At 42.1% G+C, this 19,329-nt stretch carries 21 protein-coding genes; 1 reads left to right on the plus strand and 20 read right to left on the minus strand.

The window, feature by feature from the left end; translation table 11 throughout:
- Window positions 1-35: 35 nt before the first annotated feature.
- From ACOAOT_RS16075 to mtaB, 11 genes are all read right to left on the minus strand, one after another.
- Window positions 36-1,310, minus strand: a complete 1,275-nt coding sequence (locus tag ACOAOT_RS16075) for a DUF6198 family protein (RefSeq protein WP_420217927.1) — start codon at window positions 1,308-1,310, stop codon at window positions 36-38.
- Complete coding sequence (locus tag ACOAOT_RS16080; RefSeq protein WP_420217928.1) at window positions 1,307-1,723, minus strand: MarR family winged helix-turn-helix transcriptional regulator; 417 nt, start codon at window positions 1,721-1,723, stop codon at window positions 1,307-1,309. Before ACOAOT_RS16080 ends, ACOAOT_RS16075 begins: the two co-directional genes overlap by 4 nt.
- A gap of 165 nt (window positions 1,724-1,888) precedes the next feature.
- Window positions 1,889-3,118 carry a peptidase U32 family protein gene (locus ACOAOT_RS16085; protein WP_420217929.1) on the minus strand — a complete coding sequence of 410 codons (1,230 nt, stop codon included), beginning with the start codon at window positions 3,116-3,118 and terminating at the stop codon, window positions 1,889-1,891.
- Complete coding sequence (locus ACOAOT_RS16090) at window positions 3,115-3,780, minus strand: O-methyltransferase (protein ID WP_420217930.1); 666 nt, start codon at window positions 3,778-3,780, stop codon at window positions 3,115-3,117. Before ACOAOT_RS16090 ends, ACOAOT_RS16085 begins: the two co-directional genes overlap by 4 nt.
- A complete protein-coding gene (locus tag ACOAOT_RS16095; protein WP_104436683.1) occupies window positions 3,777-4,172 on the minus strand; it encodes an endolytic transglycosylase MltG in 396 nt (131 codons plus the stop codon). Before ACOAOT_RS16095 ends, ACOAOT_RS16090 begins: the two co-directional genes overlap by 4 nt.
- Window positions 4,173-4,218: 46 nt before the next feature.
- The gene (locus ACOAOT_RS16100) at window positions 4,219-5,886 is read right to left on the minus strand and encodes a ribonuclease J (protein ID WP_277408901.1); all 1,668 of its coding nucleotides are present in this window, start codon (window positions 5,884-5,886) and stop codon (window positions 4,219-4,221) included.
- Window positions 5,883-6,368, minus strand: coding sequence for a Fur family transcriptional regulator (locus ACOAOT_RS16105; protein WP_420217931.1), 486 nt, complete (start codon window positions 6,366-6,368; stop codon window positions 5,883-5,885). The genes ACOAOT_RS16100 and ACOAOT_RS16105 overlap by 4 nt, the downstream gene beginning before the upstream one ends.
- Before the next feature lie 25 nt (window positions 6,369-6,393).
- A complete protein-coding gene (locus ACOAOT_RS16110) occupies window positions 6,394-6,675 on the minus strand; it encodes a DUF1292 domain-containing protein (protein WP_277408902.1) in 282 nt (93 codons plus the stop codon).
- Window positions 6,665-7,105, minus strand: coding sequence for a Holliday junction resolvase RuvX (ruvX, locus tag ACOAOT_RS16115; protein WP_277408903.1), 441 nt, complete (start codon window positions 7,103-7,105; stop codon window positions 6,665-6,667). Before ruvX ends, ACOAOT_RS16110 begins: the two co-directional genes overlap by 11 nt.
- 380 nt (window positions 7,106-7,485) lie before the next feature.
- Window positions 7,486-7,746: an IreB family regulatory phosphoprotein gene (locus ACOAOT_RS16120; RefSeq protein ID WP_104436687.1), complete on the minus strand. Its 261-nt coding sequence runs from the start codon at window positions 7,744-7,746 to the stop codon at window positions 7,486-7,488.
- Between the two features lie 80 nt (window positions 7,747-7,826).
- The gene (mtaB, locus tag ACOAOT_RS16125; RefSeq protein WP_420217932.1) at window positions 7,827-9,146 is read right to left on the minus strand and encodes a tRNA (N(6)-L-threonylcarbamoyladenosine(37)-C(2))-methylthiotransferase MtaB; all 1,320 of its coding nucleotides are present in this window, start codon (window positions 9,144-9,146) and stop codon (window positions 7,827-7,829) included.
- Between the two features lie 150 nt (window positions 9,147-9,296).
- Here mtaB and ACOAOT_RS16130 point away from each other — a divergent pair, with 150 nt between their 5' ends.
- Entirely contained in the window at window positions 9,297-9,530 is a 234-nt protein-coding gene (locus ACOAOT_RS16130; RefSeq protein ID WP_104436689.1) for an HPr family phosphocarrier protein, read from the plus strand.
- Between the two features lie 67 nt (window positions 9,531-9,597).
- On the opposite strand, the gene thiI is transcribed toward ACOAOT_RS16130, so the two are convergent.
- The 9 genes from thiI to grpE all read right to left on the minus strand — a co-directional run bounded on the left by thiI (window position 9,598) and on the right by grpE (window position 19,328).
- Window positions 9,598-10,776, minus strand: a complete 1,179-nt coding sequence (gene thiI / locus ACOAOT_RS16135; protein WP_420217933.1) for a tRNA uracil 4-sulfurtransferase ThiI — start codon at window positions 10,774-10,776, stop codon at window positions 9,598-9,600.
- A 27-nt stretch (window positions 10,777-10,803) separates the two neighbouring features.
- Window positions 10,804-11,958: a cysteine desulfurase family protein gene (locus tag ACOAOT_RS16140; protein WP_420217934.1), complete on the minus strand. Its 1,155-nt coding sequence runs from the start codon at window positions 11,956-11,958 to the stop codon at window positions 10,804-10,806.
- A 13-nt stretch (window positions 11,959-11,971) separates the two neighbouring features.
- A complete protein-coding gene (locus ACOAOT_RS16145) occupies window positions 11,972-12,712 on the minus strand; it encodes a 16S rRNA (uracil(1498)-N(3))-methyltransferase (protein WP_420217935.1) in 741 nt (246 codons plus the stop codon).
- A 59-nt stretch (window positions 12,713-12,771) separates the two neighbouring features.
- A complete protein-coding gene (prmA, locus tag ACOAOT_RS16150) occupies window positions 12,772-13,734 on the minus strand; it encodes a 50S ribosomal protein L11 methyltransferase (RefSeq protein ID WP_420217936.1) in 963 nt (320 codons plus the stop codon).
- Between the two features lie 9 nt (window positions 13,735-13,743).
- Window positions 13,744-14,490 (minus strand): sulfite exporter TauE/SafE family protein, encoded by a 747-nt coding sequence (locus tag ACOAOT_RS16155; RefSeq protein ID WP_420217937.1) that lies wholly within the window; start codon window positions 14,488-14,490, stop codon window positions 13,744-13,746.
- A 452-nt stretch (window positions 14,491-14,942) separates the two neighbouring features.
- Window positions 14,943-15,503, minus strand: coding sequence for a glucan-binding protein (locus tag ACOAOT_RS16160; protein WP_420217938.1), 561 nt, complete (start codon window positions 15,501-15,503; stop codon window positions 14,943-14,945).
- Window positions 15,504-15,541: 38 nt separating this feature from the next.
- Entirely contained in the window at window positions 15,542-16,675 is a 1,134-nt protein-coding gene (gene dnaJ, locus ACOAOT_RS16165) for a molecular chaperone DnaJ (RefSeq protein ID WP_170819662.1), read from the minus strand.
- A 99-nt stretch (window positions 16,676-16,774) separates the two neighbouring features.
- Window positions 16,775-18,634: a molecular chaperone DnaK gene (dnaK, locus tag ACOAOT_RS16170; protein WP_104436697.1), complete on the minus strand. Its 1,860-nt coding sequence runs from the start codon at window positions 18,632-18,634 to the stop codon at window positions 16,775-16,777.
- A 52-nt stretch (window positions 18,635-18,686) separates the two neighbouring features.
- The gene (grpE, locus tag ACOAOT_RS16175; RefSeq protein ID WP_420217939.1) at window positions 18,687-19,328 is read right to left on the minus strand and encodes a nucleotide exchange factor GrpE; all 642 of its coding nucleotides are present in this window, start codon (window positions 19,326-19,328) and stop codon (window positions 18,687-18,689) included.
- Window position 19,329 lies beyond the last annotated feature (1 nt).

Here is a 19,329-nt window from a genome sequence, read left to right on the forward strand (position 1 = left end):
TTATTGAAATTAGGTACGTCAAAACAAATCTGCATTTATTTAGCTAATTCCATAATTATTTCCGCAGCTTTTTCTATTCCATATCTGTCCGCCTTTAATGATAAATCATATGCATTCGCCAGTCCCCATTCTTTTTGCATGAAATGCCTGCAAAAATTTTTGCGTTCAGATTCTGCTTTTCTAATTTTCTTCTCAGCCTCTTTTTCTTTAAGGCTTTCGCGCATCATAACACGTTTTACTTTAGAAGCCATATCTGCGCAGATAAAGACATGAAATGTATTCTTTTGTTCTGCCAGGATAAAATTCGCAAGTCTTCCTATGATAACGCAGGATTCCTTTGTGGTGATTTCTTTGATTGTTTTTTCCTGCGCATGAAAAATTGCATCATATTTTCCATCTTCTCCATAGATATAAGCATAATTTTGCGTATATAGATCATAAAGAAAACTATGTGTCAATTTCTGATCGTTAATCAGAACAATTTCATCTGAATAACCCATTTCTTTTGCAACCTGACCGATGAGTTCATCGTCATAATAAGAAATCCCAAGCTTTTCTGCGATCAGTTTTCCAATTTCTCTGCCTCCGCTGCCATACTCCCGTGAGATGGTAATAACCAGTGGGTCCTGCTTTGGTCTCATAGGATTGCTTTCTGCATTTGTTTGTTCCAGAAATAACCAGTCTGTCAAAGGAGAAAGCATTCTTTTGAAAAACCTGGCAATGAGTCCTACAACGAAAGCTGCAATAATGGTTCCTTCCCGAACTCCCTGTATTTCACGAAATAAAAAGATGGAAACAATTCCAGCAATTACTGTCATGGATGTATCAAAACATACTTTTGTTATTCCAAACTCCACTTTAAATCTTTGTGATATCGCCTTAACAAAAGCTTCTCCCGAAAGCATCACCACATCTGCAATCACTTCCAGATAAACACCAAATCCTAATATGACACAGCCAATTATCAATGAGGCAATCTTTAAATAATATTGGTCTGGGTTAAGCCATGCCAATACTTTCATAGATGAATCAATGAAATATCCGAATGCAATTGAGACCGGTATCTGAAGTAACTGTACCTTCTGAAAATTTTTACCAAGTATTATAACCTGTAATACAATTAATAACAGACTAAATATGATTGTAAACTGTCCTAATGTAGGATTGAATCCAAGGCTTAAAACATATGGAATGCTCGAAATGGGTGATGTTCCCAGATTTGCCTTTGTGACGAAACTTACACCAAATGAATTGATGTACAATCCAATCAGAAATATAATATAACGTTTTGCTAATTCTCTTCTGTTCAAATTAACTCTTCCTTTAAATTCTTATTTACCCGTTTTAAATACTGGATAAATAGTTCTTTTTCTTTGTTTGTAAAATCCTTTAATGCAATTTCTTTCACAGTATCAAATGCTTTTTTTACATAAACGGCTTCCTCTCTTCCTTTTTCTGTTAAGTACACATACCAGAACCTGCGATTATTATTTTGCATTCTTCGCTCAATAATCTCACTTTTTTCCATTCTGGATAACAGACTGGTAACGGTAGCAGGCTCTATTTTGCATGCCTGCGCAATATCCTTTTGTACTGAGCCGTCATGTTCATAAAGATATTCTAAGATCTTTGGTTGTCCCGAAGATAGTTCTCTGCCTTCCAGCTGCTCAAATACCTGCTTTGTAAACATTGTCTGGTTTTCCAGCATTAACTTATGATACATAAATTTCCCCCATTTCTAATACAGATTGAATTCTAACAGTTAGAATTCTAATTGTCAAGTTATTAATATTTTTTTCAATGAAACTATTTTGTCATGTTATCTGAGCAATACGAAAAAGACAAGTAAGGAAGAAGACCGAAACCTTCATTTCCTTACTTGTCTTATTTATTTCAATTCACTTCTGCGAAGAATGTCATATGGTTCCATCTCCACGGTTAGTTCTACATAGAGAATTTGCTGGGGATGGGGAGCACTTTCCAGATTGTTTCCGTTTTCGTCGTAAATAGCTTTCACAACAGCCTCCAGATTTCTTCCGTCAGGTTTCATGACCTCAATGGTCTCTCCAACCGTGAATTTATTCTTCTGCTCGATTCGTGCATACCCTCTCTCATCAACTGCAAGGACCGTTCCTAAATAGGTGTAGTTTTTTACATAGGTATTGTTGTCGTAGATCTGGGTAGTCTCATCCGGTTTGCCAAAATAGAACCCGGTTGTGAACTCCCTGTAGGTGCATTTTCCGATTTCAGAACGATACCAGTCCATATTAGCTTTATAAAGCTCAGGATCTTTGTTGTAATCATCAATGGCTTTCCGGTAAGTTCTTGCTACCGTCGCCACATAAAGAGCCGTTTTCATACGCCCTTCAATCTTAAAGCTGTCGATCCCCGCATCCATCATCTCCGGTATATGTTCAATCATACACAGATCCTTGGAATTAAAGATATAGGTTCCACGCTCATTTTCATAAACCGGCATATACTCACCCGGTCGCTTTTCTTCCACAATGGAATATTTCCATCTGCAGGGATGGGTACAGGCTCCCTGGTTTGCATCTCTGCCCGTCATATAGTTGCTCAGTAAACAACGGCCGGAATAGGACATGCACATGGCTCCGTGTATAAAGCTTTCAATTTCTAAATCTTCCGGAATCTTTCCCCTGATTTCTTTAATCTCTGCAAGGGACAGTTCTCTGGCTGATACCACACGTTTTGCTCCCAGCTGATGCCAGAACAGATAAGTTCCGTAATTTGTATTGTTGGCCTGGGTGCTGATATGAAGCTCCATATCCGGAATCACCCGTTTTGCAATGGCAAAAACACCCGGATCGGAAATAATCACCGCATCTGGTTTTATTTCTTTTAATTCGTTAAAATATTCCTCTACTCCGGAAAGATCATCGTTGTGAGCCAGAATATTGGCTGTAATATAAACTTTTACCCCGTGTTCGTGGGCAAAGGCAATTCCTTCCCGGATATCATCATTTGTGAAGTTTTTTGCCTTGGCGCGCAGTCCAAAGGCTTCTCCTCCGATATAAACAGCATCTGCACCGTAAATAACTGCGGTTTTTAACACTTCCAGGCTGCCTGCCGGAATCAAAAGTTCGGTCTTTCTCATGAAACTCCTCTCTCGTACTTCTCTTTTAAAATGCTGACAGTAATTCCGTCTCCAATGGGAACCACCGATGTAATAAGCTGGTCACAATGCTTTAATTCAAACAGATATTCCCGCATCCGGGTATGAATGGTCCGGTTGCGCCGCTCTACTGCATAGCGGGATTCTATAATGTCTCCATCCTGAAGAACATTGTCTGAAATCAGCATTCCGCCTGGCCTTAAAAGTTCAAGAATTCTGGGAAGCCAGATTAAATACTGGCCTTTGGCGGCATCTAAAAAGACAAGGTCAAAGGGGCCGCTAAGCCCCTCTAATACCTCCTCGGCATCCCCTTCATACAGGGTAATTCGATCCTTTTCTCCGGCTTTTTCAAAGTTAGACTTGGCCTGGGGAATTCTCTTCTCGTATTTTTCTATGGTAGTGATATGGCAGTTACGGGGCATAACCTCCGCCATTAAAAGGGCAGAATAACCAACCGCTGTTCCCACCTCCAATATGGCCTGTGGCTGCATGGCGGCAGTCATTGTCTGTAAAAAAGCGGCGGTTTCTTCCCGGATCACCGGAACCCCTTCTAGTCTTGCCTTTTCTCCAATCTCTGTAAGAAGACCGCTGCGGTCTGTCTCCAGAGATTTAATATATTCCGTTATCCTGTCGTTAACAATCATTGTTTATCTTTCTTTTCCTCCGTATTATCATTCATCATCTGAAGGATCTCCTTGGAGGTCATGGAAGTATTAAAGGTATAGATACCCGGATTCACCTTATAATCAAAGAACTCTGCCTGTATGATAAAGGAATATTCATTGGCAATTAAGCCGCTTCCCTTTAAAAGTCTGGCTACCCGCGCAGCTGATGCACCCTTTTCCACAGTAATGTTCTTATCCTGGCCGGGTTTTTGTTCCACTGCGGAGGCATAGAATATCTCATGACCAAAATCATAGCCTCTGGTCACGCCTTCATATAGCAGCATTACGACCAGTGCAAAAATGATAAGTCTGGAGGATATGGCTATAATCGCTCCTGTTATTTTATTTATCTCATTCGTTGTCCGGCTCATAACGATCCATTCCTTTCGCCTTAAAGGCAGGAGTTTAATAAAACTCCTATACCTCCATAATGATCGGCAGAATCATGGGATTACGCTTCATACGCTTCCAAAGGAAATCGCTTAAGCTGTCCCGGATAATATTCTTGATTTTACCCCAGTCGTTGATTTTGCGTTCCAGGCAGTCCTGAACTGCATCATTTACAATGGCTCTTGCCTCTTCCATCAGATCCTCAGATTCTCTTACATATACAAATCCTCTGGACACAATGTCTGGTCCTGCAAGAAGCTGATTGGAATATTTTTCCAGAGTCAGCACAACCACAATAATTCCGTTCTGTGCCAGATTCTGTCTGTCTCTTAATACGATATTGCCTACATCACCAACTCCAAGTCCGTCTACCAGGATACCTCCGGACTGAACGTGATCTACAACTTTCCAGGATTCTGATCCCAGCTCCACTACGTCACCGGAGGACATGATAATTACGTTCTCCTTTGGAATACCCATGGACTGAACCACACTCTTTTGTGCAATTAAGTGGCGGTATTCTCCATGTACCGGAATGGCGTACTGAGGACGAACCAGTGCATACATAAGCTTAATTTCTTCCTGACATGCGTGTCCGGATACATGGGTATCTTCGCAGATTACCTCAGCACCCTTCATGGAAAGCTCGTTTACTACCTTGGAAACTGCTTTTTCATTGCCAGGAATCGGGTTGGAGCTTAATATAATTACATCATTTGGCTTAATGGAAATTTTCTTATGAGTACTTCCAGCCATACGGGAAAGAGCTGCCATGGATTCTCCCTGGCTTCCCGTAGTGATTAACACGGTCTGCTCATCGGGATAATTCTTCAGCTGATCAATGTCAATTAATGTGCCTTCCGGGATATCAATATAACCCAGTTCACTGGCTGTACCAATAACATTAACCATACTTCTTCCTTCTACTACAACTTTACGCCCGTTCTTGGCAGCGGAATTGATTACCTGCTGAACACGGTCCACATTGGATGCAAAAGTTGCCACTATGATACGGTTATTCTTATGGTCTGCAAATATATTATCAAAGGTCTTTCCAACCGTCTTTTCCGACTGGGTAAAGCCTGGTCTCATGGCATTGGTACTGTCACACATGAGGGCAAGCACGCCTTTTTTTCCAAGTTCTGCAAAACGCTCTAAATCTGCCGGTTCTCCAAATACGGGAGTATAATCAATCTTAAAGTCTCCTGTATGAAGAATTACACCTGCCGGTGAGAAAATAGCGAGGGCAGATGCATCGGCGATGCTGTGGTTTGTCTTGATGAATTCAATACGGAAGCAGCCTAAATTAATGGACTGTCCATGTTTAATCACCTTTCTCTTGGTGTTTTTCAAAAGATTATGTTCTTTTAATTTGTTCTCAATTAATGCAATGGTCAGTTTGGTACCATAAACCGGCACATTGATCTCTTTTAAGATATAAGGGAGTGCACCGATATGATCCTCGTGACCATGGGTGATAACAAATCCCTTTACTTTGTTAATATTTTGTTTCAAGTAGGAAACATCCGGGATTACCAGGTCGATTCCAAGCATATCATCTGTGGGAAATGCAAGTCCGCAGTCCACAACAATGATGCTGTCCTCGTATTCAAAAGCAGTGATATTCATACCAATCTGCTCCATTCCTCCTAATGGAATGATTTTTACTTTCGCGTTGCTGTCTTGTTTCTTCAATCTTTTACCTCCGTTTTATTATTTCCGTCCTGATCTTCTTCCATTTTTTCCCGGCATTCCCTGCAGTACCCGTGAAGTTTCACTTCATGATCTGTTACCATAAACCCCTCTGTATCAAGAAGTGCCTGTTCCAGAGTATCTAAAAGGTCGCCCTTAAAGGAAAATACTTTTTGGCATCGGCTGCAAATGGCGTGGTGGTGGTGGTGTCCGGACTCACGATTAAAGCCCCCCAGTTCGTAGCGGGCAAATCCATCATCAAAGCTGACCTTATCAATCACTGACAAATCCACCAGCACCTGCACAGTCCTGTAAATCGTGGCAAGTCCGATCTCCGGGCAGCTCTGTCTGGCCAGATCATAAATCTCCTCTGCAGTCAGATGTTCTCCCGGACGCTCAGCCATGAGTTCCAGCACCAGCATACGCTGATTGGTCACCTTGAGTCCTTTTTTTCGAAGCATGTCTTTAAAAACTTCCTGTTCCATACAACAGTCCCTCAATCACTTACCATCATTTTTCAATATCCACATCCGCTCCGTCAAGCAGTTCGGAAAATATTTTAAATAAATAATCTATCTCGTTATCATCCTCAACAAACTCATACAAAGCTTCCTCTTCATTCTGCTTTGACATGTCTTTTAAGATGTAACATTCTCCTTCTTCATCCTCATCTGTGGAATCAGTTACCAACAGATAATTCATACCATTAATTCTGGTTTCTTCTAACACATAAAAAATAATTTCTTCCCCTTCGTCATTGGTCAGGGTAATTTTTCTCTCTTCACTGTTCATTGCCTGTCTCCCGTTTTAAACTGTCTAAATATCCCTGCAGAATCAATCCTGCTGCTACCTTGTCAATGACTGCTTTCCGGTTTTCCCGTCTCACACCGCTCTCCATTAAAATTCTTTCAGAAGCGGCCGTAGTCAGTCTCTCATCCCATAAAACCACAGGAATTCCTGTCCGGCGTTCCAGCATATCTTTAAATTCCTCAGTCTTCTTAGCTCTGTCTCCAGCCGTGTTATTCATATTCTTAGGATAACCCAAAACAATGGTTTCAATCTCATAATCCTGAATCAGTTCCTCAATCCGGGCACAGGTTCTTCTCAGTTTATTTTCTTCTTCTCTCGTAATTGTCTCCACACCCTGGGCAGTTATACCCAGTAAGTCGGAAACTGCAACTCCCACAGTCTTAGAGCCGTAATCAAGTCCCATGATCCTCATATTTCCTCTTTCCTGTCCATGCTTTCTGGACATAAAGGTATGTTCGTTAGAACGCTCCTCTTTCCTGTCCATGCTTTCTGGACATAAAGGTATGTTCGTTAGAACGCTCCTCTTTCCTGTCCATGCTTTCTGGACATAAAGGTATGTTCGTTAGAACGCTCCTCTTTCCTGTCCATGCTTTTTGGACATAAAGGTATGTTCGTTAGAACGCTCCTCTTTCCTGTCCATGCTTTTTGGACAACAAAACAAAGCTGGTTCGCAGCCAACTAGATAAAAACAAACTGCCAGACTCCGCCTCTTACCACTTCATCTGACAGCTGTAACGCATTGCAAAGGTCTTATAGAGTTGAAACCTACCCGACAGACACCTAATGGCGTCATTACTTTAACTTCGTATCAATATATACCCGCATCAGTTCTTCCAGAATCTCGTCCCGTTCCACTTTCATGATCAGACTTCTGGCATTCTTATGGCTGGTGATATAGGTAGGGTCACCTGACATAATATACCCCACAATCTGGTTAACCGGATTATAGCCTTTTTCTGTGAGGGCAATATAAACCTGTTCCAGTACCTGACTTACGTCCAGCTTATTTTCCTGGACTGCTTTAAAAAATTGTGTATTATGAATATCGCCCATGTTTCTCACGTCCTTTAACTGTTCTCCTTTATTTTAAACCATAATCATGGATTCGGCAAGACAAAAATAATTTTTGTCTCTTAACATTTTAAAAATATGATTTCATCTGTCAGCATTTTCCATAAAGTTCCCTTTATCATCCTGCCTTTTATTCCTTCTTCAAAAGGCACTGCTGCTTTGATATATTCTTTTGTATGACCAATCACATAGCGCTTTCCATCTATCTCATATTCCTCTTCCATCAGCACTTCGGTCTGGCTTCCTAAATGAGATTCCCTGTAAGAAAGTGACATTTCCCGTTCCAGAGACAAAAGCTCACCGCTTCGTTTTGTTTTTACAGATTCAGGGATCTGATCCGGCATATCTGCCGCTCTGGTTCCGTTTCTGACCGAATATTTAAACACATGCATTTCGTAAAACTGAAGTTTCTTTAAATATTCTCTGGTGGTTTCAAATTCAGCGTCGGTTTCCCCAGGAAACCCTACTATGATATCGGTCGTTATGGCTGGATTCTTAAATGCGCTGCGAAGAAGCTCACAGCCTGTTAAGTATTCTTTGGTGTTATATCTCCGGTTCATACGCTTTAACGTGGCATCGCAGCCGCTTTGTAAAGACAGGTGGAAATGAGGACATATCTTTTCCATCCCGGCAAGAGCTGAAGCAAATTCTTCGGTTATAATCCTTGGTTCCAGAGATCCAAGACGAATTCGTTTAATTTCCGGTATTTCATGTACTTTTACAATTAATTCCAGCAGTCCGATTCTCTCCTCTGCCGGAAAATCCATGCCGTAAGAGCTTAAATGAATTCCTGTTAAAACAGCTTCCTCATATCCCAGAGCCGCCAGCCGTGTGATCTCTTCTACTACTTCCTGGGGTTTTCTGCTTCTGACCCGTCCTCTGGTATACGGGATGATGCAGTAACTGCAGAACTGATTGCAGCCGTCCTGTACCTTTACAAATGCTCTTGTATGATCACCGATTCTGCTGATGGAAAGGTTTTCATATTCAGCGGTATGGCTAATGTCAATTACTGTTTCTTCCTCTGTCACTTTATTTTGTGCAAAATAATCCTCCAGAATGGAAACCAGCTCTGTCTTCTTATTATTTCCTATCACCAGATCCACAGCTTCGTCTTTTTTCAGTTCTTCGCCTGCTGCCTGGACATAACATCCGGCTGCAATCACAACTGCACTGGGATTCATTTTCTTAGCACGGTGAAGCATCTGTCTGGATTTTCGGTCAGCAATGTTGGTTACTGAACAGGTGTTGATAATATAAACGTCTGCTCCCTCTGCAAATGGTACAATCTCATAGCCTGCGTTTTCCAAAAGCTGCTGCATCGCTTCTGTTTCATATGAATTTACCTTGCACCCAAGGTTATGCAGGGCTGCCTTTCTCATTTTATTTTCTCCTATCTAAATATTGCTTAAATTTTCAGTATTTTCATGTAAAATTACCATTGACTTTTATACAATAAATCAGTAGTATTGAAGTGAAAAAGGGGGCGGTTCCCTGATTAATAAAAGAGCTCACGCAAGGAGGTTTTTCACATGAAAACAGTTCGTATATCTTTAAATTCCATCGACAAAGTAAAATCTTTCGTAAATGACCTGACAAAATTTGATACAGACTTTGATCTTGTTTCCGGTAGATATGTGATCGATGCAAAATCCATTATGGGTATTTTCAGTCTGGATTTATCCAAGCCGATTGATTTAAATATTCATTCCGAAAGCGCTGTCGATGAAATCTTAAACATTTTATCTCCATATATTGTAGATTAACTTGATTAAGAGTTATTTGAGAAATGGGATCCGTCCTTTTAATAAGGAGCCGGACCCCATTTTTTCTTTAACACCAGACTTTTTCTACGGTACGAATGGCCGTCTCAACCAGCTCATCAATCTTTTCTTCCAGTTTTTCTTCTGAACGCTCAATCATTTTAATGCTTGGCTTTGTAACGGGATGCTTTGCAACAAAGATGGTGCAGCAGTCCTCAAAAGGAAGTACAGAAGTCTCATAAGTTCCGATCTTTTCTGATACGTCAACAATCTCCTGCTTATCAAAACCGATTACCGGACGAAATACCGGAATTGTACAGGCTGCATCTGTAGCTGCCAGTGACTGCATGGTCTGTGAAGCTACCTGTCCGATGCTCTCTCCTGTGATCAATGCCTGCGCTCCTGCTTCTCCTGCCAGATGCTCAGCAATCCGCATCATATAGCGTCTCATGATGATTGTAAGCTCCTCATGAGGGCATTTATCATAAATATAAAGCTGAATGTCAGTAAAATTCACGATATGAAGGTGAACTGGTCCGGAATATCTGGAAACCAGCTTTGCAAGGTCAATGACCTTTTCCTTTGCACGTTCGCTTGTATATGGCGGAGCATGGAAATAGACTGCGTCAATTTTAACTCCACGTTTTGCAATCATATAACCGGCTACCGGACTGTCGATTCCACCGGATAATAAAAGCATGGCTTTTCCGTTGGTTCCTACCGGCATTCCTCCTGGTCCCGGAATAATTTTAGAATAAATATTAATTTTATTTCTGACTTCTACATAAAGCATAACATCCGGCTTATGAACATCTACCTTTGTGTCAGGAAATGTATGAAGAATCACTTCTCCCAGATCCCGGTTAATCTGCTCTGAGTTAACTGGATACCGTTTGTTTCCTCTTCTTGCATACACTTTAAATGTAAAATGCTTATCGTCATAATACTGGTCCACATAAGTTAAAACCTGTTGTTTTAAATCCTCATAGCCATTGTCCTCCACCTGAACCATAGGGCAGATGGCTGCGATTCCAAATATGCGGCTTAATGATTCCACAACTTCATCAAAGTCGAATTCAGACTGGGCACTGGCATAGATACGTCCTGATTCCTTGGAAACGATAAAATCTCCGTCCAGCCTCTTTAATGCATGGCGGATGTGTGCTACAAGAGCATCCTCAAATAAGAAACGGTTTTTTCCTTTTACACCGATTTCTGCGTATTTAATTAAAAATGATTGATATTGCATCTGTTGTCCTTTCTTTTAAAAACCCGTCTAACCTCTCTGGTACCGCCTGAGTACAGGCAGCAGTTCTTTTAAGGTTTGTATGCAGTAGTCCACTTCTTCCCTTGTATTAAAAACTCCGAAACTAAATCTTAAGGTGGAATCCAAAAGTTCCGGTTTTATACCAATTCCTTTTAAGGTTCCACTGACAGCCGGATGATTGGAGGAACAGGCAGAACCTGAAGATACATAGATCTCTTTCTCCTCCAGCGCGTGAAGGAGTACTTCACTGCGGATTCCGGAAAAGCTGGCACTGACAATCTGTGGTGCCGACAATTCTCCTTTTTGGCTGTTTATGGTTACCCCGTCTATTTCTGACAGCCTGTCAATCAAATAATCCTTAATTTCTGTAATTGCACGGATCTTATCTCTGTGATTGGTATACATAAAGTTTGCGGCTGCAGCTAAACCTGCAACGCCCGGAACATTTTCCGTACCAGAACGCATACCTCTTTGCTGTCCTCCCCCATAAATCATGGGTCTTATTTTAACTCGTTTGTCAATGTAAAGAAAACCAACCCCTTTGGGCCCATGGATTTTATGGGCACTCACTGAGAGCAGATCAATTCCCTGGCTCTTTGGCCGGATCAAAAGCTTCCCATAAGCCTGTATGGCATCTACATGAAATAAAATGTTTGGATTTTTCTTTTTTATAATTTTAGAAATGGCTTCCACTGGTTCAATGGCGCCGATTTCATTGTTTACATACATGATGGAAACCAGAATCGTCTCAGGACAGATTGCTTCCTCCAATTCTTCCAGGCTAATATGGCCCTGCCCGTCAACGGAAAGATAGGTCACCCGGAATCCCTGCTCTTCCAGATAGGCAAGAGGATTGTATACGGAAGCATGTTCAATTCCAGTACTGATAATATGGTTTCCTGCCCGTTTATTGGCCATGGCAGTCTCAATAATAGCCATGTTGTTTGACTCGGAACCGCCGGATGTAAATACGATTTCCTTTGCAGCCACCTTTAAAGTTCCTGCAATGGTTTCGGCAGCTTCTTTGATATACCGTTCCGCATCCAGTCCTTTTTTATGCCTGGCTGATGGATTTCCATAATCCTCCATCATAGTTTTTATTACAATTTCTTTCACCGGCTCCAGAACTTTGGTCGTTGCCGAATTATCAAAATATGCTTCCATTTATGTTATCTCCCTAAACACTTTCCAACTGAAAACCAAGTACAGAAAGAACGAAAAGTCCTGCTGTTTCCGTGCGTAAAATACGTTTTCCCAGTGTAATTGTATGTGCGCCGTATGATTCTCCAAGTTCCACTTCCCCGTCCTCAAAGCCGCCTTCCGGTCCGATGAAAATTCCAACTTTCATACCCGGTTTTATGCGGGAAACAATCTCTCTTGTGTGAATCATTCCTTCGGCATGTTCAAAAGGAAGCAAAAGAATGTCAAATTCCTTTGCATATTCAAAGGCTTCCCGAAGAGTCTTCACACCGGTTACTTCCGGAATCAAAAGCCGTTTGGACTGCTTGGCCGCACTTTCGGAAACAGCCGCCCAGCGTTTGATTTTTGACTCTTCTTTCTTTTTATCAAGCTTCACCACAGCGCGCTTCGTTTCAACCGGGATGATCTTAAAGACTCCTAGTTCAACTGCCTTTTGTATGATCAGTTCCATCTTGTCGCTTTTGGGAAGTCCCTGAAATAAATATATCTCCACAGGCAGCTCTGTGCCGCCTTCCCGGATCTCTAATATCTTTGCTATAACCTCATCAGAAGAAATAGACAGAATTTCACACAAATAATCCTTATCCACTCCATTGCTAAGCAAAATTTCTTCTCCAGGTCCCATGCGAAGAACATTTTTTATATGGTTCACATCCGTTCCGGCAATCCGGACCGTGGTCTCCCCGATCTGGTCCTGCTGCACAAAAAAATGATACATTTTTTCCTCTTTCCTGTCCATGTTCTTTGGACATAAAGGTATGTCCGCAGGACGCGCTCCTATTTCTTTCTGACTGTCACAGAAACCCATTCTCCCTGATAGGTAATCTCCACCAGTTCAAAGGCATCATTGGCAGCAAATGCCTGCTTTACAGCTTCTTCCTTCATATTAATGATACCGGAAGTAATAAAGACAGTTCCTTTCTTCATATGAACCGGGATTTCCTTCTGTAAAGGGATAATGACATCAGCCAGAATATTGGCGACTACTACATCATATTTTTCAAAGCCTGCGGCTTCTTTTACATCTTTATCATCAATAATATTGCCTTTTAATACCTTAAATTTCTCCGGATCAATATGATTGGATTCCATATTTTCCATAACGGCAGTGATGGCATTTTCATCTAAGTCTGTCCCGAATACTTCCCCGGCTCCAAGCTTAAGTGCTGTAATTCCAAGAATACCGCTGCCGGTACCCACATCAAGAACAAGGTCACCCGGTTTTACATATTTCTTTAACTGACGGATGCAAAGCTGTGTGGTCTCATGCTGTCCTGTACCAAAAGCAGTACCTGGATCAATTTCGATCAGAAGCTTTTCTTTATGTTCTTCCGGAATCTCCTCCCAGGTAGGTTTAATTAAAATATCGTCAACAGTAAATGGTTTAAAATACTGTTTCCAGTTATTAATCCAGTCTTTGTCCTCAGTCTCGCTGGTTTCAATGGTACGGGCTCCCAGGTCCGTAAACATGGAAAGCTCGTCAAGTCCCTCTTCCACCTTTATTAACATCTCTTCTATATTGGTATCAGAGTCCGGATCTAAGTAAAAGCTGACTCTTGCCACTCCCTCATCAGGGGGCAGTTCCGGAAGAATGTCAATGAACATCCCTTTTGTTTCCGCTTCTGTAAGAGGAATATTATCTTCAATTTCAATTCCTTCAATTCCAATTTCATCAAACATGCTGCTGACTAAATCAACAGCCTCCGTTGTTGTAGTAAGAGTAAATTTTTTCCATTTCATATCAATTCCCTATCCTTTTATAATTTTCACAAAGAGACACAACAAAACCACAAGTACAACAGGGCGTACAATCTTCAGCCCGTTTTTCACCACAAGTCCGGAACCGATGTAATGTCCTGCAATACAGAATACACCAGCTGCCAGACCAAGTGGAATTAAAACTTTACCATTTATTAAAAATGTTGTCAGAGCCGCAATGTTGGAAGATAAATTAATCACCTTGGTGGTTCCGGAAGCACTTCTGATATCCATTCCTGCAAGGCCGGTCAGTACTAGAAGCAAAAAAGTTCCCGTCCCAGGTCCGTAAAAGCCGTCATAGCAGCCAATCACAAGGGCAGCCCCTATGGTGATCAGAATCATTTTTCTCTCAGATACTTCCTTATTTTCTTCCTGCTCTCCCAAATCTTTATTCTTTAATACATAAAATGCAACAACCGGTAGTGCCACTAACATCATGGTTTTTAACACGGTCTCACTTGCAAGCATGGATAAATGGGCTCCAATGACAGAACCTCCTATTGCCAGAAGTGCTGCGCACAAAGACAGCTTCACTTTTATATAACCATTTTTTGCAAACCGTGCCGTAGAAACCACAGTCCCCATGGCAGATCCCATCTTATTGGTACCAATTGCAAGATGGGGCGGTATTCCCGCAGCAAGATAAGCAGGCAGTGAAATAAGTCCACCTCCGCCGGCAATGGAATCTATCAGTCCAGCCAGAAATACAAGAGGACACACAATTAAGTATTGATTCATCTTCTGTTTCCTTTCTTTCGTCGAATCCTATTGAAATAAAAATCCTTCACAAGGAAAACCACATGATATCATAACATACAATGATATGGGTTGCAAGCGCAGAAAATCGGGCTTTCTCCGGTACATTCCGGAAAAAATATATTTTTTTTAATTTTTTTTAAAAAGAATGCAATAAAATTTCCACTTGGTGCATTAACTAATTGAACGGATGAAAAAGACTTTTGTTCCGTAGCAGATATAAGGGCAAAAAAACATATCAAGTAAACGAAATTCCTTGATGCATTACACCCCATCACACCCGCCTGAGTGTCTGTGACCGGAACAGAATCTTTTTTACAAAATTACAATCTAAAGGCAATTAGAATTTGTAATGAAAAACAGGAGAAATTTGGAACGGCTGATTATTCAGTCATCTCAAATGTCTCCTGTTTTTCGTTTATACAAAAAAGTCCTTACGGAACCCATGCCCCGTCAGCCCCTACCTTATAACCATCCGGCGTGACTGTATTCAAAAGAAGTCTGCCCTGTGTTCCGTCAGACATGGTGTTAAAATAATATGCCTTTTTGTCAATCAGCTGCCAGCCAGTTCTCATGGCACCAAGCATTCCATCATCAACTGGATTTAAATAATACTTTGCGCCATTCTGATCTGAATACCAGCCTGTGACCATGTGTCCCCCCTGATCAAAGCGGTACCATCTGCCGTTTATAAATTTCCAGCTGTTAGAAGGCCATGTGCCGTCACTGTACTGAAACCACCAGCCTGCAGGACTGTAATACCATCCTCTTCCAGTACTGCGGTTTCCTGGACCATCGTCGTCGTCATCCTCATCATCCCAGAAGTCAAAATAATCATCTGAATTACCTGGTCCGCCAATTTTGGTGCCGGAACCATTCCAGCCCGGAAAATCTCTGGCAGTCTGGCTATTATCCGCCCATGCATTCATGGACAGCAGGATTATCATTCCTGACAATACTGCTGCCCATATTGTTTTTTTTCTTACCCCTTTCATACCTTCTCCCTTCTCCGTAACATGTACTTTCAAAGGCTTTATTTAAAAAGTCCCTTCTTTTTATGTTTATCACTGTCCGGGTTCCCGTTCATGGCTTCATCGAAATTCTTTAAAGCTTCTTTTTGCGCCTCAGTCAGACGTTCCGGTACGGAAACAACCAACGTAACATAGTGATCGCCTCTGACAGCACGGTTACGTAAAGTAGGAACGCCTTTTCCTTTTAAGCGTACCTTGGTATCTGTCTGTGTTCCTGATTTAACTTCATATTCTACATCGCCGTCTACGGTCTTTATCAGTATAGTGCCGCCAAGTGCTGCTTTTGCAAAGGAAATGGGTACCGTGGAGAAAATGCTGGTATCCTGGCGTTTAAATATGGGGTGATTTGAAACCACTGCTTCAACCAGAAGGTCTCCCCTCTCTCCGCCATTGGTGCCAGGCTCTCCGGCTCCAGCCAGTCTTACGGACTGTCCGTTGTCAATTCCGGCAGGAATGGTGACTTTGATCTTCTTTCTCTTTGTGATATATCCTGTACCATAGCAGTCCGGACATTTTTCCTTAATCACCTTACCGGTTCCGCCGCAGTCCGGGCAGGTCTGTACGTTCTGGATCTGACCAAAGAAGGACTGCTGGGTGTACATAATCTTGCCTTTCCCGTTACACTTGGGACAGGTCACCGGTGATGTACCCGCTTTTGCACCGCTTCCATGGCAGGAAGCACACTCTTCCTTAAAATTGATCTCGATCTCCCGTTCGCAGCCGAAAATCGCTTCTTCAAAGCTGATGCGGATGCTGGTTCTGATATTTGCTCCCTTTAACGGGCCGTTATACTGGGCGCTTCTTCTTCCGCCACCAAAGATATCTCCAAAAATATCTCCGAAAATATCTCCCATATCGGAGCCGCTAAAATCAAAGCCGCCAAAACCGCCTGCTCCGCCGCTTCCATCAAATGCAGCTGAACCAAACTGGTCATACTGACGTCTTTTATCCGGATCGCTTAATACGCTGTAAGCTTCCGAAGCCTGTTTGAATTTCTCTGCAGCAGCAGTATCTCCAGGGTTCGTGTCCGGATGGTATTTTTTAGCCAATGCGCGATAGGCCTTCTTAAGTGCTGCATCATCTGCATCTTTGGAAACGCCAAGGATTTCATAATAATCTTTTTTACTTTCTGCCATCTTAGGTCTACCTCTCATAATTGTAAGGAATTTATTCCTGCGGAAAAAGTGCTGTATTCCTACAACACTTTCCCCAAAGCCCTGTCAAACGACTTAATATTAAACTTCTTTGTAATCTCCGTCAACAACATCGCTGTCCTGGTAAGAAGCACCTGCTGCTCCCATGTCAGGACCTGCGCCTGCGCCTGCCTGAGACTGTGCCTGCTCATAAACCTTTGCAAACAATGCCTGAGCGCTGTTCATCAGTTTTTCGCGGCCTGCCTTAATATCTTCAACCTGAGCATCAGTCATATCTTCTAATGGTGCTCTGTTAATTGCTTCTTTTAATGCATTTAAATCAGCTTCAACAGTTGCTTTGTCTGTATCTGCGATCTTATCTCCAACTTCCTGAAGTGCTTTTTCTGTCTGGAATACCATGGAATCTGCATCGTTTCTTGCATCAATGGCATCCTTGCGTTTCTTATCCTGAGCCTCGTATTCAGCTGCTTCTTTTACAGCCTTATCGATATCGGAATCGGACATGTTGGATCCGGAAGTGATGGTGATATGCTGCTCTTTTCCTGTTCCTAAATCTTTCGCGGAAACGTTAACGATACCGTTGGCATCAATATCAAAGGTAACTTCGATCTGAGGAACACCTCTTCTTGCTGGTGGAATTCCATCCAGACGGAACTGTCCGAGAGTCTTGTTGTCTCTTGCGAACTGTCTCTCACCCTGTACTACATGAATGTCAACTGCTGTCTGGTTATCTGCTGCAGTAGAGAAAACCTGGCTCTTCTTTGTAGGAATAGTAGTATTTCTCTCGATCAGTCTGGTAGCCACGCCGCCCATTGTCTCGATAGATAAGGAAAGCGGAGTTACGTCAAGAAGAAGAATATCGCCTGCACCTGCATCGCCTGCAAGCTTACCACCCTGGATACATGCACCAATTGCTACGCACTCATCTGGGTTTAAAGACTTGGAAGGCTCTTTGCCTGTCAGCTGTTTTACTTTCTCCTGAGCTGCCAGCATACGGGTAGATCCACCAACTAAAAGTACTTTTCCAAGCTCTGCTGCTGTCATTCCTGCATCTTTTAATGCACTCTGTACCGGAATGGCAGTACGCTCGATTAAATCAAGTGTCAGTTCGTCAAATTTAGCTCTGGATAAGTTCATGTCCAGATGCTTAGGACCTTCTGCTGTTGCAGTAATGAAAGGTAAGTTAATATTGGTTGTGGTAGAAGAAGATAATTCTTTCTTTGCTTTTTCTGCAGCTTCTTTTAATCTCTGCATCGCCATCTTGTCACCGGATAAATCAACGCCTTCTGCCTTTTTGAATTCATCAACCATCCACTGTGTCAGACGGTTATCGAAATCATCTCCACCTAAACGGGTATCGCCGTTGGTAGAAAGTACTTCAATTACTCCATCACCGATTTCGATGTTGGAAACGTCGAATGTACCGCCGCCTAAATCGTATACCATGATCTTCTGTTCTTTTTCATTATCAAGACCATAAGCAAGTGCTGCGGCTGTCGGCTCGTTGATAATACGTTTTACATCAAGACCTGCAATTTTTCCTGCATCCTTGGTTGCCTGGCGCTGTGCATCATTAAAATAAGCCGGTACGGTAATAACTGCTTCTGTAACTTTTTCTCCTAAATAAGCCTCTGCATCTGCTTTTAATTTCTGAAGAATCATTGCAGAAATTTCCTGAGGGCTGTAGTTCTTTCCATCAATGGTAACTTTATAATCGGTACCCATATGTCTCTTGATGGAAGAAATAGTACGGTCTGCATTGGTTACTGCCTGACGTTTTGCAGGTTCACCAACCAGTCTTTCTCCATTCTTTGTAAATGCTACAACTGACGGTGTTGTTCTAACGCCTTCGCTGTTTGGGATTACAACTGGCTTACCGCCTTCCATAACGGCTACACAGCTGTTTGTTGTTCCTAAGTCAATTCCAATGATCTTACCCATAGTTTTTTCCTCCTATTTATTAAACAAAATTGTGAGAGTTTCTGATTTATAATTAATTAGCTACCTGAACCATGGAGTGTCTTACCACGGTATCCCGATAGGTGTAACCTTTTTGAAGTTCCTGGGAAACTACATTCTCTCCAAGAGAATCATCCTCCACATGCATAACCGCATTGTGGTAATTGGGGTCAAATGGCATTCCAACCGCTTCGATTGGCTTAACCCCTGCTTCATCCAGAGTTTTCATCAGCTGCTTATAGATCTTTTCCATACCGTCAGCGAAAGGTGATTCCTTATCCGCTTCGGGAATCGCTGCCAGCCCCCGCTCAAAATTATCAACTACGGGGAGAATTCTCTCTATGATGTCCTTAGCGCCTATTTCAAACATGGCAGATTTTTCTTTTTCAGTCCGCTTTCTAAAATTATCAAATTCAGCCATGGATCTTTGAAGACGGTCTGTAAGCTCCTCAATCTTCTCATCTTTCGGATCTTTTTTCTCTTTCTTCTTACCGAAAAAGCCTTTCTTTTCCGGCTCCTCTTTTGCATCGCCTTCCGACTCTGCTGTCTCTTCCTGTTCCTGTGAACATTCTTCCTTACCGTCGCAAGTAACGTCTATCTCTTTTTCAGAGGAAACGGCATCTTCCTGATTTGTCGTCTCTTCTGCCAGATTCTCGTCTGTTTTAACATCTTCCATG

It is taken from the genome of Lacrimispora struthionigena (assembly GCF_048627165.1).
Classification (GTDB): domain Bacteria; phylum Bacillota; class Clostridia; order Lachnospirales; family Lachnospiraceae; genus Lacrimispora.